Here is a 22,981-nt window from a genome sequence, read left to right as displayed (position 1 = left end):
CAGGACCACCGAGGGCTGCGCACCGGCCGGCCGCGCGGGGTGGCCCGGGTCCGTCAGCCGCTGAAGACGCCGTCCAGCAGCAGGGCGATCGAGCGCTCCTCGGGCGCCGCCGACAGCATCGTGAAGAGCCGGACGAGGTCCTCCGGCGTCAGATCGGGGCGGACGTCGCCGGCCGCCTGGGCGCGCCGCAGCGCCGGCGTCAGCATCACCACGACCCGGTGGGCGAGGCGGTCCAGGCCCCCGATGCGCTCGACGAGCGGCCGCATCGCCACCTGGGTGCGCAGCACCCGCGTGAGCAGCGGGCGGAAGTCGGCGTTGGCGTGCACGGACGCCTCGAGGCGGTCGAGCTGGTCGGCGACCACGGCGGCGATGAGGGCGTGGCGGTCGCGGAAGTGGCGGTACAGCGTGGCCTGGCCGACCCCGGCGCGCCGCGCGATCTCCGGGATCTGCGCGCCGGCGGGTTGGTCCATGAGCAGCTCGCTGGCCGCGCGCAGGATCGCCGAGCGGTTGCGCTGGGCGTCGCGGCGCTGCGGGATCGGGGCCCCGTACAGCACGGGAGCCAATGTTACCGGCCGGTAATGATAATGTCACGAACTTCTGTTTCTCGGTACGGCCTCCTACGCTGCGCGCACTTCCATCCCCGCCAGGAGGAGTGCGCATGCGCCGTTTCCTGCTCGTGAGCCTGCTGCTCGTGTTCGCCCTCACCGGCGTGGCGTCGCCCGCGCACGCCGCCGCCACCACCGCCACCACGTTCGTCGACATCCAAGGGGCCGGCGTCACCCTGAAGGCCAACGTCGTCGCGCCCACGACCCCCGGCAGACACCCCGCCATCGTGTTCCCGTCCAGCTGGGGGCTCAACGACCTCGAGTACCTGGCCCAGGCCGGAACCCTGGCCAACCGCGGCTACGTCGTCGTGTCCTACACCCCGCGCGGGTGGTGGGCCTCCGGCGGCGAGATCGACACCGCCGGGCCGCTCGACATGGCGGACCTGTCCAAGGTGATCGACTGGACGATCGCCAACACCGCGGCCGATCCGGCCCGCATCGGCGCCGCCGGGGTCTCCTACGGCGCCGGGATCAGCCTGCTCGGCTCGGCGTTCGACAAGCGCATCCGCGCCGTGGTGATGATGAGCGGCTGGAGCGACCTGGTGTACTCGCTCTACGGCGACAACACGCGCCACCAGCAGTCCGCCGGGCTGCTGAGCCTCGCCGCGAGCCTGCTGGGGCACCCCGGCGCCGACCTCAGCGGCAAGCTCGCCGACTTCAACGCCAACCGCAACGTCGACGAGGTCAAGGCGTGGGCGCGGGCGCGGTCGGCGGCGACGTATCTCGACGCCATCAACGCCAACCGGCCCGCGGTCATGATCGCCAACGCGTGGGGCGACTCGTTCTTCCCGCCCGACCAGCTGGTCGACTTCTTCGGCCGGCTCTCCACCCCCAAGCGGCTCGAGCTGCGCCCCGGCGACCACGCGATCGCCGAGTTCACCGGCATCGTGGGGCTGCCCAACGACGCCTGGACGAGTCTGTACCGCTGGTTCGACCAGTACCTCGCCGGCACCGACACCGGCATCGGCGCGGAGCCGCCCGTGCTCGTCAAGACGCTCAACGCCGCCACCGAGCAGTACGCGGCGTGGGCGTCGCTGAACACCTCCACCCGGCGGTACGGCCTGGGCTCGATCCGCTGGATCGACGGCACCGGCCTGCTCGGCGGCGCGCCCAGCACCGGCTGGAGCAAGACGCTCCCGTCCGACCTGGACACGACGGCGAACGGCGGCGTGGTGCTGCTGACCAACGGCGTGTCCGCGTTCACCGGCCAGCAGCCGCAGATCTGGCTGCCGAGCGTGGACCGGCTGCGGGCCGGGGTGTGGGCGTCGGAGCGGCCGAGCACCGCGCTGCGCATCCGCGGCATCCCGCAGGTGCACCTCAACCTGACCGGCACGGCGGCGCAGGGCACCGTGGTCGCGTACCTCTACGACCTCGACGCGCTCGGCACCGCCAAGCTCATCACGCACGCCCCGGTGACCTGGCTGGGCACCTCGGGCGGCAGCCGCAGCGTGGACGTGGCGCTGTCGGCGACGGCCTACGACGTACCGGCGGGGCACTGCCTGACCCTCGTCGTGGACACCGTCGATCCGCTGTACTACGACGCCAACACCCTCGGCGGCTCGGTGACCGTCGCCGGCGGGTCCTATGTGGACGTGCCCGTCAGGTAGGACGTGCACGACGAAGGGGCGGGCGCCGGTCGGGCGCCCGCCCCCTATCCCCATCCCGAAGAAAGCTAACGGCGCGGCTTCTGCGCCACGCGCGGCTGGACCAGCGGCGGGCCGGCCGCGGCCAGGTCGCCCTGCACGGTGCGCAGGGACTTCTTCGGCTGGTAGCTGGCGTCCCACAGGCAGCCCGAGCCCTCGGGCGGGTCCTTGAACCAGTTGGGGATCCACGAGTACTTGTCGGTGAAGCCCCAGACCGTGAACGACAGGCAGTGCCGGTTGAGCAGGCAGGCCTGCAGCAGGACGTGGTAGTTGTACGCCGAGGCCTGGTCGCGCGCGTTGACGTCCTGGCCGGCGGCGGCGACCGTCGGGTCGGTCGCGTTCTTGGTCAGGCTGCGCGCGTCCACCTCGGTCAGCGCGACGGCGAGGCCGAGGTCGGTGAAGCGGTCCAGCGCGTCGGCCACGGCGAAGACGTCGTAGTTGCCGTACTGGGTGCTGAGGTGGCCCTGGCTGCCGACGCCGTCGATCGGCACGCCCTGTGCCCGCAGGCGCTTGACCATGTCGTAGACGAACTGCGTCTTGTCGCCGGGGCCGCCGTCGCCGAACGCCTCGATGTTGTAGTCGTTGTAGAACAGCAGGGCGTTCTTGTCGGCGGCGCGGGCCCAGCGGAACGCGTCGGCGACGTAGTCGGGGCCGAGCAGGTCGGCGAACTTCTGCTTCAGCGAGCCGGTGTTGCCGCCGAGGTGGATCGCCGACGGGGTCTCCCACGGGTCGGAGACGGCCTCGTTGACCACGTCCCACTGCCAGATCTTGCCGCGGAAGTGGGTCACGACGTCGGTGATGTGCTTGTGCAGCAGCTGGCGCAGCTGCGGGCCGTCGATCGAGCCGTCCTGGATGCCGGCGTTGAGCCAGCCGGGCAGCTGGCTGTACCAGGCCAGGACGTGGCCGCGCACCAGCTGGTGGTTGCGCGCGGCCTGGTCGACGAGGGCGTCGGCGGCCGCCCAGTCGTAGGTGCCACGGGTGGGCTCGAGGCTCTCCCACTTCATCGCGTTCTCCGGGGTGACGGTGGAGAACTGGCTGTCCGTCAGGCTCTTGTACTGCGCGTCGGCGGCGTAGGCGGCCGGGTCCACCGCCGTGCCGAAGTAGAGGCCGTTGCGGGCGGCCAGCCCGCGCAGGCTCTGATCCTTCGGCGACGGCGCGTGCGGCCCGTTGGCGGAGGCCGAAACGGCACTGAAGGTGACCGCGACAACCGCCGCCAAGAGGCCGGCCGTGGCGATTCTCGGTAATCTCATGTGTCCAACGTTGGTCTATTCCAATTTGTTTCGTCAACGGTTTCGATTATCGAAACATTGCCAATCACTGGGAGGAGTTCGACAGGCGCTTGCTGACGATGTCGAACGCGACCGCGGCGATGAGCACGAGGCCCTTGATGGCCTGCTGCCAGGCGGCGTCGGCGCCCAGAATCGACAGGCCCATGTTGAGCACGCCCATGATGAGCGCGCCGATCACGGCCCCGGTGATCTTGCCGATGCCGCCGGTCACGGCCGTGCCGCCGATGAACGCCGCGGCGATTGCGTCCAATTCGTAGTTGGTGCCCGCACCGGCCACGCCGGCGCCCGCGCGGGAGGTCGTGACAACGGCGGCAATGGAGGCGAGCACGCCCATGTTCACGAAGATCAGGAAAGTTACACGCTTCGTCTTCACGCCCGAGAGTTTCGCCGCCGCGAGATTGCCGCCCATCGCATAGATGTGCCGGCCGAAAACGGTGTTTCCCATGATGTACGTGTAGAGGACCACGAGCGCCCCGACGATGATGAGGACGTTGGGGGTGCCGTCGGTGCTCTCGGCGAGCAGGTAGGTGATGTAGGCGGTGAGCAGGGCGAAGACGACCAGCTTGCCGGCGAATGCGGCCGTCGGCTCCAGGCGCAGGTCGTAGCGGATCAGCTCGCGCCGGGAGCGCACCTGGGTCAGGACGAGCCCGCCGATGGCCACGACGCCGACGAGCAGCGTCATGCCGTCGAGGTTGCCGACGAAGCCCAGCGCGTTGGGCAGCGACTTGGCGGCGATCGCGCCGAAGCCCTTGTCCTGCACCGGCACCGTCTGGCTGACGGCCAGCACAGCGAGGCCGCGGAAGAGCAGCATGCCGCCCAGCGTCACGATGAAGGCGGGGATGCCGACGTACGCGATCCAGAACCCCTGCCAGCAGCCGACCACGATGCCGATGGCGATGGACGCGGCGACCGCCAGCGGCCAGGGCCAGTGATAGTCGGTGATCATGAGGGCGCAGTAGCCGCCGATGAACGCCACGATCGAGCCGACGGACAGGTCGATGTGCTGGGCGACGATCACCATGACCATGCCGATGGCGAGGATCAGCACGTAGGCGTTCTGCTGGACCAGCGCGGCGACGTTGTCCGGATAGAGCAGCCGGCCGTCGGTGAGGATCTGGAAGGTGATGACGATCGCGATGAGGATCGTGAGCATCCCGTACTGCCACAGGTTCTGGCCCAGGTATCCGCGCAGCGACGACGTCTGCGCCGGCGCCGGCTCCTGTTTGGTCGCCTCGAGGGTGCTCACCGTGATACCCCGCTCTTGTCCATCGTCATGTACCGCATCAGGCCCTCCTGGGTCGCCTCGGCGCGCGCCACCTCGCCGGTGATCCGCCCCTGGCTCATCGCGTAGATCCGGTCGCAGATCCCGAGCAGCTCCGGCAGCTCGGAGCTGATCACCACGACCGCCTTGCCGGCGTCCGCCAGCGCGTTGATGATTTCGTAGATCTCGTACTTGGCGCCGACGTCGATGCCGCGCGTCGGCTCGTCGAGGATGAGCACCTCGGGCTCGGTGAAGAGCCACTTGCTCAGCACGACCTTCTGCTGGTTGCCGCCGGAGAGCTTGCCGGTGAGCACGGCGACGCTGTCAGCCTTGACCCGCATGTCCCTGCGCAGCCGCTCCGCCCGGTGTACCTCGGCGCCGGCGCTGACCACGCCGAGCCGGGAGACCGCCGACAGCTTGGCCGCGGTGATGTTGCGCTTGATGTCCTCGATGAGGTTGAGCCCGTAGCGCTTGCGGTCCTCGGTCGCGTAGGCGATGCCGTGGCCGATCGCCTCGTCGACGCTGCGCGCCCGGATCTCCCGGCCGTGCAGGAACAGCCGGCCGGAGATGCCGGTGCCGTAGCTGTGGCCGAAGACGCTCATCGCCAGCTCGGTGCGGCCGGCGCCCATGAGCCCGGCGACCCCGACGATCTCGCCGGCCCGCACGTTGAGGTTGGCGCCGTCGACGACCACGCGGCCGCGGTCGATCGGGTGGTGCACGGTCCAGTCCTCGATCCGCAGTACCTCGTCACCGATCTTCGGCGTGTGCTCGGGGAAGCGGTGCGCGAGGTCCCGCCCGACCATGGCCCGGATGATCTGCTCCTCCGTCACCGGCTGCGCGCCGTGCATGTCGAAGGTGGCCACGGTACGGCCGTCGCGGATCACGGTCGTCGTGTCGGCGATGGCGGCGATCTCGTTGAGCTTGTGCGAGATGATGATCGAGGTGATCCCCTGGCTCTTGAGCTGGCGGATCAGGTCGAGCAGGTGGGCCGAGTCGGCGTCGTTGAGCGCGGCGGTCGGCTCGTCGAGGATGAGCAGCCGCACCTCCTTCGACAGCGCCTTGGCGATCTCCACCAGCTGCTGCTTGCCGACGCCGATGTCAAGGATCTTCGTGTCCGGCGCCTCATGCAGCCCGACCCGGGCGAGCAGCTCCGCGGCCCGCCGGTTGGTCTGCGGCCAGTTGACGATGCCGCGGCTGGCCCGCTCGTTGCCGAGGAAGATGTTCTCCGCGATCGACAGGTACGGGCTGAGCGCCAGCTCCTGGTGGATGATGACGATCCCGCGGTGCTCGGAGTCGCGGATGGATCGGAAGTGGGCGACCTCGCCGTCGAGGCGGATCTCGCCGTCGTAGCTGCCGTAGGGGTACACCCCGGAGAGAATCTTCATCAGGGTGCTCTTGCCGGCGCCGTTCTCGCCGCAGATGGCGTGCACCTCGCCGGCCTCGACGCTCATGGTGACGTCCTGCAGCGCCTTCACGCCGGGGAACGTCTTGGTGATGCCGACCATCTCAAGAATGGGCATGGGTGCTCCTCGATCTCTGCCCGCTCGCGACGATGGCCGGGCCCGCTGTCGCGGACCCGGCCCGGCTCGTTGCTGGGGCTACAGCCCCAGGTCGGAGGCCTTCAGGAAGCCGGAGTCGACGAGCTTCGACTTCACATCGTCCTTCGTCACGACGACGGGCGGAAGGAGGTAGGAGGGGACGACCTTGACGCCGTTGTTGTAGGTCTTGGTGTCGTTGGTCTCCACGGTGCCGCCCTTGCTGATCGCGTCGACCATCTTGGCGACCTGGTCACCCAGGGTCCGGGTGTCCTTCCACACGGTCATGGACTGTTTGCCGGCGAGGATGTTCTTGGTGTTGGCGAGGTCGCCGTCCTGGCCGGTGAGGATGGGCCAGTCACCGCCGGGCTTGTAGCCGTGGGAGTCGAGGGACTGCGCGATGCCCAGGGCGAGGGAGTCGTTCGGGGAGAGCACGACCTGGACCTTCTTGCCGCCGGTGTAGAACGAGTTCAGCCGGTTGTCCATCTCGGCCTGGGCACCCTCGGACTTCCAGCCGTTGATGGAGACCGTCTTCCAGTCGTCGTTGCTGGCCAGCTTCTTACCCGACGGGATGACGAGCTTGCCGCTGTCGACGTACTGCTTGAGCACGTCCCAGGCGCCGGCGAAGAAGAACTTCGCGTTGTTGTCGTCGGAGGAGCCGGAGAACGGCTCGAGGTTGAACGGGCCCTTGCCCTGGTCGAGGCCGAGCTGGGAGACGATGAACTGGCCCTGCAGCTGCCCGACCTTGTAGTTGTCGAACGTGGCGTAGTAGTCCACGTTCGGCGTGGAGTTGATCAGCCGGTCGTACGCGATGACCTTGATCTTCTTGTCGGCCGCGGTCTGCAGCACCGGGGCGAGCGCGGTGCCGTCGATCGAGGCGATGACCAGGATCTTCGCCTTGTCGTTGATCATGTTCTGGATCTGCGTGATCTGCTGGTCGACCTTGTTGTCCGCGTACTGCAGCGAGGTCTTGTACCCGGCCTTCTTCAGCAGGTCCTCGAGGTGGGCACCGTCATTGTTCCACCGCTCGAGGCTGCGCGTGGGCATCGCGATGCCCACCAGCGCGGGTCCACTGTCGGCGGCGGTGTCGCCGTTGTCGTTACGGGTCTTGCTGCAGGCGGAGGTGGTGGCCAACAGCGCCGCCAACGCGGTGGCGGCCAGGAGCCGGAGTGTCTTGGACATCCTCGACGCCTCCTTTCGTATGTCGGGAGGGTGTGCGGCGGGGTTTGTTATCGCCGCGAACATACCTGTCCCGACCGAACATCGTGCGTAACAGATCGGTAACACCATGGTCCACTTCCTTGCGGTGCAAGGGTTTTCGAAACATCCGCGGATCGTGATACGACCCACACTGCATTAGCTCTAATCTAGTTAGTGCTAATGTACTTCCCATGAGCGTGGATCTGCGCCGGGTCTTCGACGACCTCGTGCGCTTCGAGACCGACCTGTGGAACGGCATCGACGCCCGGCTGCGCCAGGCCGGCGCGGTGCCGCTCGGCAGCCTCAACGTGCTGCAGGTCGTGCAGCGCACCCCGGGGTGCCGGGTCAACGACGTCGCCGACGCCCTGTCGATCACCATCGGCGGCGCGAGCCAGGCCGTGGACCGCCTGACCGCCCGCGGCCTGTGCGAGCGCCGCCCCAACCCGGACGACCGGCGGTCGTCCATTGTGGATCTCACCGAGGCCGGCTCGTCCGCGATCGCCGCCGCCGAGACGGTGTTCGACGCCGAGCTGGCCGTGCGGTTCGGCGCGCTTTCCCCGGCCACGCTGCGGTCGCTGGCCCGTGCGCTGTCCACGTTGCGCCATGGAGGTTGAGAAGATGCCCCGCGCTGTTCGCTTCGACCGGTTCGGCGACCCCTCGGTCCTGTACGTCGCCGAGATCCCCATGCCCGAGCCCGCCCCCGGCGAGGTGGTGGTCGCGGTCCGCGCCGCCGGCATCAACCCCGGCGAGAGCGGCATCCGCACCGGCGCGCTCGAGCGGCGTTACCCCACCACATTCCCGTGCGGCCAGGGCAGCGACCTCGCCGGCGTCGTCACCGCCACCGGCCCCGGCGTCACGCGGTTCGCGGTGGGCGACGAGGTGCTCGGCTTCTCATGGCGCCGCTCCAGCCACGCCACGCACACGGCGGTGCCCGTCACCCAGCTCATCCCCAAGCCGCAAGCCCTTTCCTGGGAGGTCGCCGGCGCCCTCTACGTCGTGACGGCGACCGCGTTCGCCGCCGTGCGTGCCGTCGCCGCCCGCCCCGGCGAGACGGTCGCGGTCTCGGCCGCGGCCGGCGGCGTCGGCACGGTCACCGTGCAGCTGCTGCGCCACGCCGGCGCCCGGGTCCTCGCCATCGCCTCACCGTCCAATGCGGACTGGCTGGCCGCGCACGGCGCCGAGCAGATCTCCTACGGCGACGGCCTCGCGGACCGGCTGCGCGCCGCGGCACCTTCGGGCATCGACGCGTTCATCGACCTGTTCGGCCCGCAGTACGTGGAGCTCGCCCTCGAGCTGGGCATCCCCCGCTCGCGGATCGACACGGTCATCGCCTTCGACGCCGCCGAGCGCCTGGGCGTGAAGGCGGAGGGCAGCGAGCAGGCGTCCACAGTGGAGGTGCTGCACCACATGACGGACCTCGTGACCGCCGGCGTCATCGAGATCCCGATCGCCGGCACCTATCCCCTGGACCGCGTCGCCGACGCCTTCCACGAGATCGACCGCCGCCACACGCGGGGCAAACTGGTATTGCTGCCGTGACGTCGTCCCTCGCCCTGTCGGTGGAGCGCAACCGGGTGATGATCCGGGTCGGCGGCGAGAACATCGCGACGCTCGGCAGCGGCCTCGCACTACGACGCCGAGGTGGCCCGCTTCGGGTCCGACCACGCGTGGGAGAGCCCGCTGCGCCGGACCCGGCCGGCTGACCCTGACCGGCCTGACGCTGCCGCACGGCCTGCGCGGCGTCAGCGTCGGCACGGACGGGCCGGCGACGCTGCAGGTGGAGCTGGAGCATGACGAATACCAGGTCTGGGTCACGGCACCGTGGGACGAGGTGCGGATCCCGCCGCCGTTCGTCGGCCCGTCCTGGGTCCGCTTGACGTTCCCCGGGGACGACTGACCGTCCAGGCGGCCGTGGATGAGGGCGGCCGGGATGCCGCGGGGTGTCACCAGGCCGGCGGCGGCTGCGCCGGGCCGGTCGCACCGTAGGCGGACAGCAGGGCCGCGGTGACCGCCTCGACCGTCACGCCCGGGGCGCCGTCCTCGGCGGCGCCGACGGTGGGCGGGTCGAAGTCGTAGCCGAGGGCGGCGTAGGCGGCGATCAGCGGCTCGCGGAGCGCCGCCGCGCCGGTGACCTGGACGACGGTGCTGAACAGCCAGCCGTCGCGGGTCACCCGCTGCGCGGAGCCGACGAGCTTGCGGGTTCCGGCGAGGCTCACGCTGTAGTCGCCGGGGCAGTACTCGCCGGGCACCGCGCCGATCCTGGCGTCGATGCCGAACCCGCGCAGCGCCTCGGCGTGCAGTGCGGCGAACCGCTTGAAGCGCTCGGTCGTTCCCTGGGCCGCGTCCGGTGTGCGGAACACGTGGTCGACCACGACGCTGCCGGGGTGGTACGCGGCCAGGCTGCCGCCCTGCGGCCGGACCACGGGCGCGAAGTCGGACGCGCGGACCGCCTCGACGGCGGCGAGATATCCGGGGCGCAGGCTGTCGCGGCGGCTGAACGCGGCGGTCGGCGCCGGGGAGTACACCCGCAGGAACTCCCGGGCGGCGCCGAAGCCCTCCCGCAGCAGCCGCTGACCGAGCGCGACGTCCTGCTCCGGGCCGCCGGGGAGCGGATCCCCGGCAAACAGCAGGGTCACAGCCTGGCGATGATCGTGGCCGGGTCTTCGATCGCGTCCGCGACGACGCGCATGAACCCGGCGGCGGTGCCGCCGTCGCACACACGGTGGTCGAACACGAAGCTCATCTGCGCGATCTTACGGACGCACAGCCGGCCGTCCACGACCCACGGCCGGTCGATGATGCGCCCGAGGCCGAGGATCGCGACCTGCGGGTGGTTGATGATCGCGGCGCTGCCGTCGACCCGGAACGCGCCGTAGTTGTTGAGCGTGAACGTGCCCGCCGAGAGCTCCCGCGCGGTGCTGCGGCCCTCGCGGGCGCTCGCGGTGAGCCGGCGGATCTCCTCGTCGAGCCGCGCGGTCGTCATGGTGTCCGCGCCGATGACGGCGGGCACGACGAGCCCGCGCTCGCCCTGCACCGCGATGCCGAGGTTGACCTGGTCGAGCTCGACGATCTCCTGGCGTTCGGCGTCGAGGCGCGCGTTGAACACCGGGTACTCGCGCAGCCCGGCGACGACGAAGCGGGCGACGTAGGCGAGCAGCCCCGGTCCGGCCTTGGCGCTCTGGCGCAGCTGCCACAGGTTCGTCGCGTCGACGTCGACCCACACGGTCGCCTCGGGGATCTCGGCGCGGCTGCGGGTCAGCGCCGCCGACACCGCCTTGCGGAACCCGTTGAGCGGCGTCCGGCGCTCGCCCGGTACCGCCGCGGCAACGGTGGCCGTCGCGGCGGCGCGCTCGACGTCGGCGCGGGTGATGACGCCGCCCGCGCCGGTCGCCTCGACGGTGCGCAGGTCCACCCCGCTGGCGCGGGCCAGGTTGCGAACCAGCGGCGAGGTCACCAGCGGCACGCGCCGCGACGCGGGCTCGGGTCCGGGCGGGGCCGGCGGACGGACGCTGCCCCGGGGGCGGCGGTTGCGGCCGGTGGCGGTGCCGCCGGTGGTGCCGTAGCCGATGAGGACGTTGCCGGACCCGGCGCGCTCCTCCTCCCGATAGGCCGCCACCGCGGCGGGCTCCCGGTCCGCCGCGGCCACCGTGATCAGCGGCTTGCCGACCTGGACGGTGGCGCCGGGCGCGGCGTGCAGGGTCGCGACCCGGCCCGCGAACGGCGACGGCACCTCGACCATCGACTTGGCGGTCTCGACCTCGACGATGCTCTGGTCGACGGCGACGACGTCGCCCTCGGCCACCAGCCACCGCACGATCTCCGCCTCGGTGAGGCCCTCGCCGAGGTCGGGCAGCAGGAACGTCCGCGCCGCCATCACTGCTCCCACTGCAGATCGTCGACGGCGTCGAGGACCCGGTCCACGCCGGGCAGCTGGAAGTGCTCCAGCTTCGGCGGCGGGTAGGGGATGTCGAACCCGGTCACCCGCCGGATCGGCGCGGCGAGGGCGTTGAAGCAGCGCTCCGTGACCCGGGCGACGATCTCCGCCGAGACGCCGGCGAACCCGGCGGCCTCGGCGACGACGACGGCCCGGCCGGTGGAGCGGACCGCGGCGCAGACGGTCTCATCGTCGAACGGCACGATCGAGCGCAGGTCGACCACCTGCAGGCTCCGGCCCTCGGCGGCGGCGGCCTCGGCGGCCTGCAGGGCAACGGGCACGGCCGGACCGTAGGCGATCAGGGTGGCGTCGGTACCGCGCCGGCGCACGACGGCCGCGCCGATGCCGGGCGCCCGGGACGGCAGCTCGACGTCCTCCTTGCTCCAGTAGAGCTTCTTCGGCTCCAGGAAGACGACCGGATCGGGCGACGCGATCGCCGCGCGCAGCAGCGCGTACGCGTCGGCAGGCGTCGACGGGGCGACGACGTGCAGCCCCGGCGTGTGGGCGTAGTAGGCCTCCGACGAGTCGCAGTGGTGCTCAACGCCGCCGATCCCGCCCGCGTAGGGGACGCGAATCACCATCGGCAGCGCGACCCGTCCCCGGGTGCGGTTGCGCATCTTCGCGACGTGGCTGACGATCTGCTCGAACGCCGGGTAGGCGAACGCGTCGAACTGCATCTCCACGACCGGGCGCATCCCGTTCATCGCCATGCCGACGGCCATCCCGACGATGCCGGACTCGGCCAGGGGCGTGTCGAAGCAGCGGGCGTCGCCGAAGTCGGCGGTGAGGCCGTCGGTGATCCGGAAGACGCCGCCGAGCGCGCCGACGTCCTCGCCGAACACCACCACGGACGGGTCCTCGGCCATGGCGTCGCGCAGGGCCCGGTTGAGCGCCTGCGCCATCGTCAGCCTGACGGGGCCCGGGGCGGGTCGCGGGGCGGGCGCGGTCCTCGGCTCGGCGACGGTGGTCATCGGGCTGCTCCTTCGCGGCTGAGCTCGTCGGCCACGAGCGCCGCCTGCTCGCGTAGCTGCGCAGTGGGGGTCGCGTACACGTGGGCGAACAGGTCGGCGGGGTCGGGTTCGACATCGCGGTTGAGCCCGTCGCGCAGGTGCGCGGCGACGCGTTCGGCCTCGTCGGTGAAGCCGGCGAGCTGCTCGTCGCCGAGCAGGCCGCGCTCGCGCAGGTGGGTCCGCAGCCGGGTGATCGGGTCCCGCTCGACCCACGCGGCGACCTCAGCGTCGTCGCGGTACCGGGTGGCGTCGTCGGCGTTGGTGTGCGCCTGCATCCGGTACGTCAGGGCCTCGACCAGCTGCGGCCCGCCGCCGGCGCGGGCCCGCTCGACGGCGGCGCCGAGCACCGCGAGCAGCGCGGCCATGTCGTTGCCGTCGACACGCTCGCCGGGGATGCCGTAGCCGACGCCCTTGTGCGCCAGGGACGGCGCCGCCGTCTGCCGGGACAGCGGGACGCTGATCGCGTAGCCGTTGTTCTGGATGAAGAAGACGACCGGCGCCCGGAACACGGCGGCGAAGTTGAGCGCCTCGTGGAAGTCGCCCTCGCTGGTGCCGCCGTCGCCGCACATGGCCATGACGACGGTCGGCTCGCCGCGCAGCCGGGCCGCGTGGGCGACCCCGACGGCGTGCGGCAGCTGGGTGGCCAGCGGCGTGGCGTGCGGCGCGACATTGTGCTCGTAGGGGTCGTACCCGCAGTGCCAGTCGCCCTTGAGCAGGCTCAGCGCCTCGACGGGGTCGACGCCCTTGCCGACCGCGGCGACGGTGTCGCGGTAGGTGGGGAACAGCCAGTCGCCGGCGTCGAGGACCTGCGCGGCCGCGACCTGGCAGGCCTCCTGCCCGTGCGAGGACGGGTACACGGCGAGCCGCCCCTGCCGCACGAGCGCATACGCCTGATCGTTGAGCCGGCGCGCGGTGAGCAGCGCCCCGAGCGCCCGGACCAGCGCCTCGGCGTCCGGCGCGGGGTACCGGTCCGACTGAAGGGCCCGGCCCCGCGCGTCGATGAGGGAGACCGGCTCCGCGGACGGCAGCAGGTGACTCGGCTCACGTGTCATGCCGCAATCCTGGGCCTCTTGCCAATCGCGTTCCACATTGCGGCGAAGAACGAGAAAATGTACACCTGAATCGGCATTTTGAGGGCCAGACGTCCAACCCGAGGCATCGTTCAGGAAGGGGTGCGAGACAGGTGGTCATCCCGCTCGACGACATCGACCGGCGGATCCTGGTGGAGCTCAGCCGAGACGGCCGCATGTCGATGCGGACGCTCGCCGAGCTGCTGCACATCTCGCGGGCGAACGCGTATGCCCGCGTCCAGCGGCTGCGGGACACCAACGTCATCCGCGGCTTCCGGGCGGACATCGACCACGTGGCCGCCGGGATGGGCACGTCGGCGTACGTGACGGTGAACCTGCGCCAGGCGGAGTGGCGGCTGGTCGGCGAGCAGCTGCGTGCCCTGCCGGGGGTCGTGCACATCGCCCTCGTCGGCGGCGAGTTCGACGTGATCCTGCTCGTGCGCGCCAAGGACAACGCCGACCTGCGCCGGCTGGTCCTGGACGTGATCCAGGGCATGCCCGGGGTGGTGAACACGCGGACGCTGCTGGTCTTCGAGGAGTTCGAGCCACCGACCTCGGCGGCGATGTGGGAGGCCCGCTGACCTTTCGGCCTGCCTGCGCTGGAGCCAGTTGGCCGCGGCCACCAGCGCCGGCCCGTCGCGGCGCAGGAGCTGTAACTCCGGACGGTAACGCGTTCTTACGAACGGTCATCGCCGAGGCCCCGGATTTGGCGGGGCCTGTTACGGTGGTGATGAAGCAGGAGCCGCACCGGCAGCGTTACCCGACAGCCACGACCGCCCCGCGCAGCGCCGCAAGAGACGCCTCGACATCGGCCTCGTCGGTCGACCAGTTGCTCACGGAGACGCGCAGGACCGCGCGCCCGCGCCATCGCGAGCCGGACATCCACGCGGTGCCGTCCGCGAGGAGCGCCCGGGTCACCGCCGCCGTCCGCTCGTCGTCGCCGAACGTCGCGCACACCTGCGTGAACACGACGTCGTTGAGCACCTCGGCGCCGTCCAGCGCCGCGATCCCGTCGGCCAGCCGCCGCGCGTGCCCAGCGAGCCCGTCGACCAGCTCCGCCACGCCGCGCCGGCCGAGCGAGCGCAGCGCCGCCCACACCGGCACGCCGCGCGCCCGGCGGGACAGCTCCGGCACCTTCTCGAACGGGTCCGCGGGCCCGCCCGGCCCGGCCGGCTCGATCAGGTAGCTGGCCTGCACCCCCATCGCCGCCCGCAGCGCGGCCGGGTCGGCGACGATCACGATCCCGCAGTCGTACGGCACGTTGAGCGTCTTGTGCGCATCCGTCGCCCACGAGTCGGCCGCCGCCAGCCCCGGCAGGCGGTCGCGCAGCGCGGGGGTCGCGGCCGCCCACAGCCCGAACGCGCCGTCGACGTGCACCCAGGCGCCGTGGCGGTGCGCGAGCTCGGCGGCCTCGCCGATCGGGTCGAACGCTCCACTGTGGACGTTCCCGGCCTGCAGGCACACGATCACCGGCGCGTCGCCGGCCGCCGCGAGGGCCTCGGCGAGCGCGTCGAGGCGGATGCGGCCCTGCTCGTCGGCGGCGACCGCGGTCGGGGCGCCCAGGCCGAGGTGGCGCAGCGCCAGGTCGACCGTGTCGTGGCGCTCCTCGCCGACCAGGACCCGGATGCGCGGCGCGCCGCTGAGGCCGAGGGTGTCGAGGTCCCAGCCGCGGCGGGCGAGCACGTGGCGGCGGGCGGCGGCCAGGCCGGTGAAGTTCGCCATCGTGGCGCCCGTGACGAACCCGACGTCCGAGCCCGCGGGCAGGCCAAGCAGGTCGACCAGCCAGGCGCCGGCGGCCTCCTCGATCGCGGCGACGGCCGGCGTCGGGTACCGCATCGCGGCATTCTGGTCCCAGGCGCTGACGAGCCAGTCGGCCCCGAGCGCGGCCGGCAGCGTGCCGCCGATCACCCAGCCGTAGAAGCGCCCGGACGGCATGGCCATGAGGCCGGGCTCGGCGGTGCGGGCGAGCGCCTCGACCACCTCGGCCGGGTCGGTCGGCCCGTCGGGCAGCGCGCCGCCGAACGCCGGGACGAGCGCGTCGGCGTCGGTGAGGGGCGGCACCGGCCGGTCGGGCAGCGTGCCGAGCCAGGCACGGGCGTGCGCGGCGGCGGTGTCGAGGGCGGCGTCGTAGGCGTCCTTCTTCGCGCTCATGCCCCCACTCTGCCCCCGCGCCCTCCTCGCCTCGACGACCACTCCGAAAAAAGTGGCCGGCTCCTACCTCCCGAAACGGTTCAGCAGGATCGCCAGGCGCCGGTCGCGGGCCGAGGCTGGCAGCCGCCCGCCGCGCGTCAGCGTCGCCAGCCCGTGCAGCGCCGCCCAGTACGTCTCCGTGAGCAGCCCGAGGTCGTCCCCGCCGGCGAAGGGCCGCAGGGCCGCGACCAGCTCGTTGAATGCGGCCCACATCGGCGCCGGCGTGTCCTCGGCCGCGAACGGCAGGTCCACCGCGCGGTTGAACATGGCCTCGTACAGCGCGGGCCGCTGCTCGGCGAACCCGACGTACGCCGCGCCGACCCCGGCCAGCGCCCGCACCGCGTCCGCCTCTCCCGCCCGCGCGGCCTCGAGCCGGGCGGCCAGCTCCGCGAACCCTTCCAGCGCGACGGCGGCCATGATCGCGCCCATGCCCTTGAAGTGGCTGTACAGCACCGGCTGGCTGTACTCGACCCGGTCCGCCAGCCGCCGCGTCGTCACCGCGTCCCACCCCTCGGCCTCGGCCAGCTCGCGGGCCGCGGTCACGATCAGCCGCTCCCGTTCGGCCCGGTCCCGATCCCGCCGCTCCCGGATGCTCATGCTCGACATCCTAGCATTGCTAGTGTTAGCGTCGCACCTGTTCCTAGCAGCGCTAGATTCCTGGGAGAACCGAGATGACCCCCCTCGCGTACGGCCTGGCCATTGCCCTCAACCTGATGATCCTGTTCATCGGCGTGCGCTTCCTGCTCACCCCGATCGCGTCCGCGGCCGGCTACGGGGTGCCGGCCAAGCCCGACGGCGACCGCGCGTACCTGACGATCAAGGGCCTGCGCGACGCCACGTACGGCGTGCTCGGCCTCGCCCTGCTGGCCTTCGCCGGCGCCCGCGCCGAGGCGTGGTACATGCTCGTCGTCGCGCTGGTCCCGCTGTTCGACACGGTGATCGTGCTGCGCAACGGCGGCACCCGCGCGGTCGCGTTCGGCATCCACTTCGCGACCGCGGTGGTGGTCCTGATCAGCGCCGCCCTGCTGTTCGCGATCTGACCCGTCCAAGCGTGATCACATTTTCGACGAGGCCCTGGACGAGCTGACCTGCAGGGCGAGTTGGAGCGACAGGCGGGTGTCGGGGTCGTCCAGGGACGGGCCGAAGAGTTCGCGCAGGCGGCGTAGGCGGTAGCGGACCGTCTGCGGGTGCGTGTGCAGCAGTGCGGCCGCCGGGATCACCTCGCCCTGCGAGCGCAGCCAGGCGTGCAACGTCTCGGCCAGGACCCGGCGCGAGCGTGGGCCGGCCGCCGCCAGCGGGGCCAACGCGCGATCCGCCAGCCGGTCGGCCACGCCCGGCTCCCAGGCGAGCAGCAGCGCCACCAGGTGGTCGTCGCAGTTCAGGACGCCGTCGGGGAGGGTGCCGGACTGCTGCAGGGCCAGGGCGCGGCGCGAGATCCGGTACGACTCGCGGGCCGAGCGCAGCGGGACCAGCGGGCCGATCGCGGCGCGGCGGCCGGACAGGGCGCGCTCCAGTGTGGACGGTGACGGGCACAGGAGGCGGGTGGCGCCGTCGATGACGGTGGCGATCGTGGCGGCGCCCGCGGCGCGCGCGAGGTGCTCGGCGTCGGTGCCCTCGACGCTGACCGCGCACAGGCGCGGCGGCAGGGGCCAGCGGGCGGCCTCCGCGGCCGACTGCAGGGCGGGCTCCGGCGGCGGGTCGGGCTGAACGAGCAGGGTGATGAGGCGGCGGCGGACCTGGGCCCAGTCGTGGGCGGCGTCGCGCTGCTCGTCGAGGTAGCCCTCCGCGGCGGCGCCGGCCAGGGCGTCGACGTAGCCGAACAGGGCGGCGGCGATGACGTACAGCTCGGGGGGCTCGGCCGGGCCGGGGTGCTCGACGAGCGTGGCCCAGAGCGTCTGGGCGCCGATGGTGAGGATCGAGCGCAGGGCGTCGACGCGGTGGCCCTCGCGGTACTCCGTGCGGCCCAGGTCCGTGAACGCCGCCAGCACGAAGGCCAGGTCGCCGCCCGACGTGAACGTGGCCACCGCCGTCTCCACGCCGAACGTGAGGCCGTGGCCCTGGCCGCCGGAGAGGGAGCGGGACTGGGCGCGCATCGCGGTGCGGACGGCGGTGAGGACGCGTTCCTGGAGTACCGGATGCAGGGTCTTGAGGTGGGTTCTTGTCACCGCGGTGACAAAATCCTGCGCGGGTTGTGGCGAAGGCACCAACGATTTTGGCATGCGGGTGCCTAGCCTGGTCGGGTGGATGCGGATGTGATCGTGGTCGGGGCGGGGCTCGCGGGGCTGGTGGCGGCGGCCGAGGTGGCCGAGGCCGGCAAGCGGGTGATCCTGCTGGACCAGGAGCCGGAGCAGAGCCTCGGCGGGCAGGCGTTCTGGTCGTTCGGCGGGCTGTTCCTGGTCGACTCGCCCGAGCAGCGCCGGATGGGCATCCGCGACTCCGTCGACCTGGCCTGGCAGGACTGGCTCGGCAGCGCGGGGTTCGACCGCGCCGAGGACGAGTGGCCGCGGCGGTGGGCGGAGGCCTACGTGCACTTCGCCGCCGGTGAGAAGCGGGCCTGGCTGCGGGCCATGGGGCACCGGCTGTTCCCGGTGGTCGGGTGGGCCGAGCGGGGCGGCGGGGCGGCCGACGGGCACGGCAACTCGGTGCCGCGGTTCCACATCACGTGGGGCACGGGGCCGGGTGTGGTCGAGCCGTTCGTACGCCGGGTCCGCGCCGCCGCCAACGTCGAGCTGCGCTTCCGGCACCGCGTCGACGAGCTGCTGCCCGGCGGCACCGTGCGCGGCACGATCCTCGAGCCGAGCGACGTCCTGCGCGGGCAGACGAGCTCGCGCACGGCGGTCGGCGAGTTCGAGCTGTCGGCGCAGGCGGTCATCGTCACCTCGGGCGGCATCGGCGGGGACCACGACCTGGTGCGCAAGGCGTGGCCGGCCCGGCTCGGCGCGCCGCCGCGGCGGATGGTCGCGGGGGTGCCGGCGCACGTCGACGGGCGGATGCTCGGCATCACCGAGGCGGCCGGCGGGCGGGTCATCAACCCGGACCGGATGTGGCACTACACCGAGGGGCTGCGCAACTGGGACCCGGTGTGGCCCAACCACGGCATCCGCATCCTGCCGGGGCCGTCGTCGCTCTGGCTCGACGCGACCGGCAAGCGGCTGCCGGCGCCCTGCTTCCCCGGCTTCGACACGCTGAGCACGCTGGGGCACATCACCGCCACCGGGTACGACCACAGCTGGTTCATCCTGACCCAGAAGATCATCGAGAAGGAGTTCGCGCTGTCGGGCTCCGAGCAGAACCCGGACCTGACGAACAAGAGCGTCCGGCAGGTGCTGCAGCGGGTGAAGAAGGGCGCGCCCGGGCCGGTCGAGGCGTTCAAGCGCCACGGCGAGGACTTCGTCGTGGCGGCCACGCTCGACGAGCTGATCGCCGGGATGCAGCGGCTCGAGCCCGGCGTGCCGCTCGACGCCGCCGACATCCGCCGCACCGTCGAGGCCCGCGACCGGGAGCTGACCAACAGGTTCACCAAGGATGCGCAGGTCACGGCGGTCCGGGGCGCCCGGTCGTACCGCGGCGACAAGCTCATCCGCGTGGCCACCCCGCACCGGCTGCTGGACCCGAAGGCGGGCCCGCTGATCGCCGTACGCCTGAACATCCTCACCCGCAAGACCCTCGGCGGCCTGGAGACCGACCTGCAGGGCCGCGTGCTGCGCGCCGACGGCACTGCGCTGCCCGGCGTCTACGCCGCCGGCGAGGTCGCGGGCTTCGGCGGCGGGGGCATGCACGGGTACAACTCCCTGGAAGGCACCTTCCTCGGCGGCTGCCTCTTCTCAGGCCGCACCGCTGGCCGCGCGGCCGCCGCCGCCGTGTAGCGCACGGCGGGACTGCAGGGCCACGACCACCTCGGCGGTGCCGAGGATCAGGGCCGTGATGCCCGTCAGCAGCACCAGGGCCTCGACCGACAGGCTGCGCCACGACAGGAACACCAGGCCCACCACGATGGACGCGGCGGCCAGGACGGACAGGCCCAGCCGCACCCGGCCCCGCGCCATCATGCCCAGCAGCATCTCGGCGAGGCCGCTCAGCACCCACGCCAGGCCGATGAAGACGGACAGGCCGATCACGCCGTTGGTCGTGTGGCGCAGGCAGGTCGCGCCGACCACGAGCAGGATCACGCCCAGGGCGCCGTCCAGGACCTGCCGGGTGAGGCCGCCCGCGCGGCGGAAGGCACTCACCACGCGCATCACGCCGAGGACGATGAGCCACGCGCCGGCCAGGATGCCGAGCAGGCGCAGGGTCGCATCCGGCTGGACCAGGACCGCCACGCCGAAGACCAGCGTGACCGCGCCCACCGCGAGCAGCTGCCGGTACGGCACGGAGTCGGACGTCATGAAGTACCCCTTACGGCTTTGCGCCAGGAAACGGCGATCGCGGTGACGGGTGGGGCCAGGAACACGCCGAACAGGCCGCCGAGCACGGCGCCGAGGATCGTCACGCCGAGCACGACCACCGGGTGCAGGCCGAGCGCGCGGCCGAAGACCGTCGGGCGCAGGATGCCCTCCAGGATGTTCTGCGTGATGAGGACGATGAGCAGCATCCACAGCGCCGACGGCAGGCCGCCGGCGCCGAGGGCCACGAGGACCGCGAACGCGGCGGAGATCCAGGCGCCCAGGTAGGGCACGTAGGCGGCGACGAACGTGAGTACCGTGATCGTCCCGACCATCGGCAGGCCGAGCAGCAGCGCGCCGAGGGTGATGACGGCGGCGTCCATCAGGGCGATGACGGTGGTGCCGAGCATGTACCGGCGGAACTGGTAGGCGGCGTTGTCGACCAGTTCGCGGGCCAGGCCCGGGCGCAGCGGCAGCCTCGACTCGAGCACCGCGAAGGCGCGGGCGCCGTCGTGGAAGACGTAGAAGAGCAGGTACCCGCCGATGAGGACGCCCACGGCGAGCTGCCCGACCACGACCGCGGTGCTGACCACCGCCGTGCCGATGCCCGTCAGCGCCGTGCGCCAGCCGGGCCACTGGCGCAGCGCCTGCACCGGGTCGGCGCCGAACTGCTGATGCAGCCAGAGGCCGGCGCGCTCGATCACGTGCGTCCACTCCGGAGCCTCCTGGGCGACCGCGAGACCGAACAGGAGCAGCAGCGCGAACAGGCCCAGCGGCACGGCAAGGGCCCCGGCCAGGGCCGCCACCCCGGCCGGGACCCCGCGGCGGCGAAGGCGGTCGACGGCGGGTTGCAGGGTCGAGCCGACGACCGCCATCACCAGCAGGGGCAGCACGAGCGGGAGCAGTACGCCGACGGCGATCACCAGCAGTGCAGCGCCGATGACCGCGCCGGCGGTGGACCAGCCCAGCCGCCCGTACCGCCCGAGGAGGTCACCCACGGGTGGCGGCGGCGGTGCCGTTCACACCAACCTGTGCGGCTCCTCCCAGCAGGGCCGACTTCGCGCGGTTGTACTCGGCCTCGGTCAGCACGCCGCGCTGCTTGAGATCGGCGAGCTTGGCCAGTTCGTCGGCGGCGCTCGGGGCGGGCGCCACGTCCCGCACGTAGTCGCGGAACCGGGCCTCCTGGCGAGAGGCGCGCTCGGCGGCGCGTGCGTTCATCGACTTGCCCCGCGCGATGAGGTAGACCAGCGCGCCCAGCCACGGAAAGACGATGAGGAACACGGTCCAGGCGGCCTTCGCCCAGCCGTTGAGGGAGTGGTCCCGGAAGACGTCCGTGAGGATGCTGACCATGAGCCAGATCCAGGCGAACACCACCATGAACCACAGCGTCGACAGCACGATGTCGCCGAACGAGATATCGTCCATTGTCTGCCTCCCAGCTGTACATCACCAAGTGGTGACCCGACGGATCCAGCGTCTGACCCCGGCGCCCACCCGGCCTCCCCCGGTGCGGGCGAGTGGGCGGTAAAGTGGGCGCACATGCGACGACCGCCGCTCTCCGGCCTGCTCGCGCTTGCCTCGACCGTGCCGGGCGTCGTGGTCGCGCTCGCCGGCATCGAACCGCCCGCGGCGGTGGCGGCGCTTGTGTTCGGGGCCGCGATCGTCGGTGCGGCGTTCCTGCTGGCCTGGGCCGCCGAGGCCGCGCAGGTCGACGTGTCGGCCGGGCTCGCCGTCGCGGTGCTGGCGCTGATCGCCGTCCTGCCCGAGTACTCCGTCGACTTCGTCTTCACTTGGCGCGGCGGCGAGGCCGCGGCCCAGTACGGCGCCGCCTGCGGCCCGCCCGGCGCGGCGACGCCGGCCTGCTCCCTCGCCCTGGCCAACATGACCGGGGCCAACCGCATCCTTGTCGGCGTCGGCTGGGTCCTCGTCGTGCTCATCGCGTGGCGGCGCTCGAGGAGCCGGGGCATCCGGCTGGGGCGCGCGGACGCGGTACCCCTCGCGTTCCTCACCATCGCCTCGCTGTACTGCCTGCTGCTGCCGTTCAAGCGCACCCTGACGCTGTGGGACACGGCCGTGCTCGTCGCGGTGTTCGCCGCCTACAGCTGGCGGGTGTCGCGGGCGCCGGCCGGCGAGCCCGACCTCGTCGGCCCGTCGGCGTGGGTCGGCGACCTGCCGAAGGCGCCGCGGCGCACCGCCGTCATCGCGCTCTTCGTCGTCTCCGCCGGCGTCATCCTGCTCGCCGCCGAGCCGTTCGCGCAGAGCCTCGTCGACACCGGCGCGCAGCTGGGCATCAGCCAGTTCCTGCTGGTGCAGTGGGTCGCGCCGCTGGCCTCGGAGGCCCCGGAGCTGCTCGTGGCCGGCCTCTACGCGTGGCGGCTGCACACCACCGAGGCCCTCGGCGCGCTCGTGTCCTCGAAGGTCAACCAGTGGACCCTGCTGGTCGGCACGCTGCCGCTGGTCTTCGCGATCTCCGCCGGCACGACGTCCGGGCTGCCGATCGAGATGGCCCAGCGCGGCGAGCTGCTGCTGACCGCCGCCCAGTCGCTGCTGGCGATCGCGCTGCTGCTCGGGCTGACCCTGAGCCTGCGCTCGGCGCTGCTGCTGGCCGGGCTGTTCGTCGCCCAGTTCGTCCTCGCCGCCGTCGTGCCGGCGCGCTGGCACGACCGGGAGCTGGTGTGGCTTTCGGTGCTGTACCTCGCCCTGGCCGCCGTCGCCGTGATCCGCAAGCGGCGCGAGGTGCTGCCGATGCTGCGCGACGGGCTGCTGACCCGCTACGACGAGCTCGGCGACAACCTGCACTGCACCACGACCGGCGGCGGCCGCCTCCGCCTGCGCAGCCGCCGCCTTGTTCGATTGCGTTGA

At 72.2% G+C, this 22,981-nt stretch carries 22 protein-coding genes; 7 read left to right on the top strand and 15 right to left on the bottom strand.

The window, feature by feature from the left end; genetic code table 11:
- Positions 1–53: 53 nt before the first annotated feature.
- Positions 54–554, bottom strand: coding sequence for a TetR family transcriptional regulator (locus ACQEVU_RS15895; RefSeq protein ID WP_433324072.1), 501 nt, complete (start codon positions 552–554; stop codon positions 54–56).
- A 104-nt stretch (positions 555–658) separates the two neighbouring features.
- Here ACQEVU_RS15895 and ACQEVU_RS15890 point away from each other — a divergent pair, with 104 nt between their 5' ends.
- Positions 659–2,212: a CocE/NonD family hydrolase gene (locus ACQEVU_RS15890; protein ID WP_433324070.1), complete on the top strand. Its 1,554-nt coding sequence runs from the start codon at positions 659–661 to the stop codon at positions 2,210–2,212.
- 65 nt (positions 2,213–2,277) lie between these two features.
- Here the strand turns inward: ACQEVU_RS15890 and ACQEVU_RS15885 are convergent, their stop codons facing one another.
- The 4 genes from ACQEVU_RS15885 to chvE all read right to left on the bottom strand — a co-directional run bounded on the left by ACQEVU_RS15885 (position 2,278) and on the right by chvE (position 7,515).
- Positions 2,278–3,498, bottom strand: a complete 1,221-nt coding sequence (locus tag ACQEVU_RS15885) for an endo-1,4-beta-xylanase (RefSeq protein ID WP_433324068.1) — start codon at positions 3,496–3,498, stop codon at positions 2,278–2,280.
- A 64-nt stretch (positions 3,499–3,562) separates the two neighbouring features.
- Positions 3,563–4,783, bottom strand: a complete 1,221-nt coding sequence (gene mmsB / locus ACQEVU_RS15880; protein ID WP_433324066.1) for a multiple monosaccharide ABC transporter permease — start codon at positions 4,781–4,783, stop codon at positions 3,563–3,565.
- A complete protein-coding gene (gene mmsA, locus ACQEVU_RS15875; RefSeq protein WP_433324064.1) occupies positions 4,780–6,318 on the bottom strand; it encodes a multiple monosaccharide ABC transporter ATP-binding protein in 1,539 nt (512 codons plus the stop codon). Before mmsA ends, mmsB begins: the two co-directional genes overlap by 4 nt.
- A gap of 78 nt (positions 6,319–6,396) precedes the next feature.
- On the bottom strand, positions 6,397–7,515 hold the full coding sequence (gene chvE / locus ACQEVU_RS15870; RefSeq protein WP_433324062.1) for a multiple monosaccharide ABC transporter substrate-binding protein: 1,119 nt from the start codon (positions 7,513–7,515) through the stop codon (positions 6,397–6,399).
- A 209-nt stretch (positions 7,516–7,724) separates the two neighbouring features.
- Between chvE and ACQEVU_RS15865 the strand changes: the two genes are divergently transcribed.
- The gene (locus ACQEVU_RS15865) at positions 7,725–8,147 is read left to right on the top strand and encodes a MarR family winged helix-turn-helix transcriptional regulator (protein WP_433324060.1); all 423 of its coding nucleotides are present in this window, start codon (positions 7,725–7,727) and stop codon (positions 8,145–8,147) included.
- Positions 8,148–8,151: 4 nt separating this feature from the next.
- Positions 8,152–9,072 (top strand): NADP-dependent oxidoreductase, encoded by a 921-nt coding sequence (locus ACQEVU_RS15860; protein WP_433324058.1) that lies wholly within the window; start codon positions 8,152–8,154, stop codon positions 9,070–9,072.
- Positions 9,073–9,476: 404 nt separating this feature from the next.
- Here ACQEVU_RS15860 and ACQEVU_RS15855 read toward each other — a convergent pair whose 3' ends face one another.
- The 4 genes from ACQEVU_RS15855 to pdhA all read right to left on the bottom strand — a co-directional run bounded on the left by ACQEVU_RS15855 (position 9,477) and on the right by pdhA (position 13,529).
- Positions 9,477–10,169, bottom strand: coding sequence for a lipoate--protein ligase family protein (locus ACQEVU_RS15855; RefSeq protein ID WP_433324056.1), 693 nt, complete (start codon positions 10,167–10,169; stop codon positions 9,477–9,479).
- Positions 10,166–11,407: a dihydrolipoamide acetyltransferase family protein gene (locus ACQEVU_RS15850; protein ID WP_433324054.1), complete on the bottom strand. Its 1,242-nt coding sequence runs from the start codon at positions 11,405–11,407 to the stop codon at positions 10,166–10,168. Before ACQEVU_RS15850 ends, ACQEVU_RS15855 begins: the two co-directional genes overlap by 4 nt.
- Positions 11,407–12,369 (bottom strand): alpha-ketoacid dehydrogenase subunit beta, encoded by a 963-nt coding sequence (locus ACQEVU_RS15845; RefSeq protein ID WP_433334954.1) that lies wholly within the window; start codon positions 12,367–12,369, stop codon positions 11,407–11,409. The genes ACQEVU_RS15850 and ACQEVU_RS15845 overlap by 1 nt, the downstream gene beginning before the upstream one ends.
- A gap of 65 nt (positions 12,370–12,434) precedes the next feature.
- Positions 12,435–13,529 carry a pyruvate dehydrogenase (acetyl-transferring) E1 component subunit alpha gene (gene pdhA / locus ACQEVU_RS15840; RefSeq protein ID WP_433324052.1) on the bottom strand — a complete coding sequence of 365 codons (1,095 nt, stop codon included), beginning with the start codon at positions 13,527–13,529 and terminating at the stop codon, positions 12,435–12,437.
- A gap of 131 nt (positions 13,530–13,660) precedes the next feature.
- Between pdhA and ACQEVU_RS15835 the strand changes: the two genes are divergently transcribed.
- Positions 13,661–14,128: an Lrp/AsnC family transcriptional regulator gene (locus ACQEVU_RS15835; protein WP_433324050.1), complete on the top strand. Its 468-nt coding sequence runs from the start codon at positions 13,661–13,663 to the stop codon at positions 14,126–14,128.
- Positions 14,129–14,303: 175 nt separating this feature from the next.
- Here ACQEVU_RS15835 and ACQEVU_RS15830 read toward each other — a convergent pair whose 3' ends face one another.
- Both ACQEVU_RS15830 and ACQEVU_RS15825 read right to left on the bottom strand, forming a co-directional pair.
- On the bottom strand, positions 14,304–15,698 hold the full coding sequence (locus ACQEVU_RS15830) for a pyridoxal phosphate-dependent decarboxylase family protein (RefSeq protein ID WP_433324048.1): 1,395 nt from the start codon (positions 15,696–15,698) through the stop codon (positions 14,304–14,306).
- Positions 15,699–15,761: 63 nt separating this feature from the next.
- Positions 15,762–16,334 carry a TetR/AcrR family transcriptional regulator gene (locus tag ACQEVU_RS15825; RefSeq protein WP_433324046.1) on the bottom strand — a complete coding sequence of 191 codons (573 nt, stop codon included), beginning with the start codon at positions 16,332–16,334 and terminating at the stop codon, positions 15,762–15,764.
- Between the two features lie 74 nt (positions 16,335–16,408).
- On the opposite strand from ACQEVU_RS15825, the gene ACQEVU_RS15820 reads away from it, so the two are divergent.
- Positions 16,409–16,777, top strand: coding sequence for a DUF4267 domain-containing protein (locus ACQEVU_RS15820; protein ID WP_433324044.1), 369 nt, complete (start codon positions 16,409–16,411; stop codon positions 16,775–16,777).
- Positions 16,778–16,792: 15 nt separating this feature from the next.
- Here ACQEVU_RS15820 and ACQEVU_RS15815 read toward each other — a convergent pair whose 3' ends face one another.
- Positions 16,793–17,902 (bottom strand): helix-turn-helix domain-containing protein, encoded by a 1,110-nt coding sequence (locus tag ACQEVU_RS15815; RefSeq protein WP_433324042.1) that lies wholly within the window; start codon positions 17,900–17,902, stop codon positions 16,793–16,795.
- A gap of 75 nt (positions 17,903–17,977) precedes the next feature.
- Between ACQEVU_RS15815 and ACQEVU_RS15810 the strand changes: the two genes are divergently transcribed.
- Positions 17,978–19,603 carry an FAD-binding dehydrogenase gene (locus tag ACQEVU_RS15810; RefSeq protein WP_433324040.1) on the top strand — a complete coding sequence of 542 codons (1,626 nt, stop codon included), beginning with the start codon at positions 17,978–17,980 and terminating at the stop codon, positions 19,601–19,603.
- Here the strand turns inward: ACQEVU_RS15810 and ACQEVU_RS15805 are convergent.
- Genes ACQEVU_RS15805 through ACQEVU_RS15795 form a run of 3 tightly spaced genes read right to left on the bottom strand, consistent with a single transcriptional unit; the run spans position 19,562 to position 21,544 of the window.
- Positions 19,562–20,122, bottom strand: coding sequence for an HdeD family acid-resistance protein (locus ACQEVU_RS15805; RefSeq protein WP_433324038.1), 561 nt, complete (start codon positions 20,120–20,122; stop codon positions 19,562–19,564). The genes ACQEVU_RS15810 and ACQEVU_RS15805 overlap by 42 nt on opposite strands.
- The gene (locus ACQEVU_RS15800) at positions 20,119–21,117 is read right to left on the bottom strand and encodes an AI-2E family transporter (protein WP_433324036.1); all 999 of its coding nucleotides are present in this window, start codon (positions 21,115–21,117) and stop codon (positions 20,119–20,121) included. The genes ACQEVU_RS15805 and ACQEVU_RS15800 overlap by 4 nt, the downstream gene beginning before the upstream one ends.
- Positions 21,110–21,544 carry an SHOCT domain-containing protein gene (locus tag ACQEVU_RS15795; protein WP_433324034.1) on the bottom strand — a complete coding sequence of 145 codons (435 nt, stop codon included), beginning with the start codon at positions 21,542–21,544 and terminating at the stop codon, positions 21,110–21,112. Before ACQEVU_RS15795 ends, ACQEVU_RS15800 begins: the two co-directional genes overlap by 8 nt.
- Before the next feature lie 114 nt (positions 21,545–21,658).
- Here ACQEVU_RS15795 and ACQEVU_RS15790 point away from each other — a divergent pair, with 114 nt between their 5' ends.
- Complete coding sequence (locus ACQEVU_RS15790) at positions 21,659–22,981, top strand: sodium:proton exchanger (RefSeq protein ID WP_433324032.1); 1,323 nt, start codon at positions 21,659–21,661, stop codon at positions 22,979–22,981.

The sequence above is a fragment of the Dactylosporangium sp. CA-139066 genome (assembly GCF_050936175.1).
GTDB lineage: Bacteria > Actinomycetota > Actinomycetes > Mycobacteriales > Micromonosporaceae > Dactylosporangium.
The sequence above is the reverse complement of the archived record's forward strand: the minus strand, read 5'-3'. Positions and strand labels throughout refer to the sequence as shown.

What these genes read in the sequence shown, in the direction of transcription:
- ACQEVU_RS15890 (WP_433324070.1), top strand. Translation starts at nt 659, where the DNA reads ATGCGCCGTTTCCTGCTCGTGAGCCTGCTGCTCGTGTTCGCCCTCACC.
- ACQEVU_RS15885 (WP_433324068.1), bottom strand. Translation starts at nt 3,498, where the DNA reads ATGAGATTACCGAGAATCGCCACGGCCGGCCTCTTGGCGGCGGTTGTC.
- mmsA (WP_433324064.1), bottom strand. Translation starts at nt 6,318, where the DNA reads ATGCCCATTCTTGAGATGGTCGGCATCACCAAGACGTTCCCCGGCGTG.
- chvE (WP_433324062.1), bottom strand. Translation starts at nt 7,515, where the DNA reads ATGTCCAAGACACTCCGGCTCCTGGCCGCCACCGCGTTGGCGGCGCTG.
- ACQEVU_RS15865 (WP_433324060.1), top strand. Translation starts at nt 7,725, where the DNA reads ATGAGCGTGGATCTGCGCCGGGTCTTCGACGACCTCGTGCGCTTCGAG.
- ACQEVU_RS15860 (WP_433324058.1), top strand. Translation starts at nt 8,152, where the DNA reads ATGCCCCGCGCTGTTCGCTTCGACCGGTTCGGCGACCCCTCGGTCCTG.
- ACQEVU_RS15850 (WP_433324054.1), bottom strand. Translation starts at nt 11,407, where the DNA reads ATGGCGGCGCGGACGTTCCTGCTGCCCGACCTCGGCGAGGGCCTCACC.
- ACQEVU_RS15845 (WP_433334954.1), bottom strand. Translation starts at nt 12,369, where the DNA reads ATGGCGCAGGCGCTCAACCGGGCCCTGCGCGACGCCATGGCCGAGGAC.
- pdhA (WP_433324052.1), bottom strand. Translation starts at nt 13,529, where the DNA reads ATGACACGTGAGCCGAGTCACCTGCTGCCGTCCGCGGAGCCGGTCTCC.
- ACQEVU_RS15830 (WP_433324048.1), bottom strand. Translation starts at nt 15,698, where the DNA reads ATGAGCGCGAAGAAGGACGCCTACGACGCCGCCCTCGACACCGCCGCC.
- ACQEVU_RS15825 (WP_433324046.1), bottom strand. Translation starts at nt 16,334, where the DNA reads ATGAGCATCCGGGAGCGGCGGGATCGGGACCGGGCCGAACGGGAGCGG.
- ACQEVU_RS15820 (WP_433324044.1), top strand. Translation starts at nt 16,409, where the DNA reads ATGACCCCCCTCGCGTACGGCCTGGCCATTGCCCTCAACCTGATGATC.
- ACQEVU_RS15805 (WP_433324038.1), bottom strand. Translation starts at nt 20,122, where the DNA reads ATGACGTCCGACTCCGTGCCGTACCGGCAGCTGCTCGCGGTGGGCGCG.
- ACQEVU_RS15795 (WP_433324034.1), bottom strand. Translation starts at nt 21,544, where the DNA reads ATGGACGATATCTCGTTCGGCGACATCGTGCTGTCGACGCTGTGGTTC.
- ACQEVU_RS15790 (WP_433324032.1), top strand. Translation starts at nt 21,659, where the DNA reads ATGCGACGACCGCCGCTCTCCGGCCTGCTCGCGCTTGCCTCGACCGTG.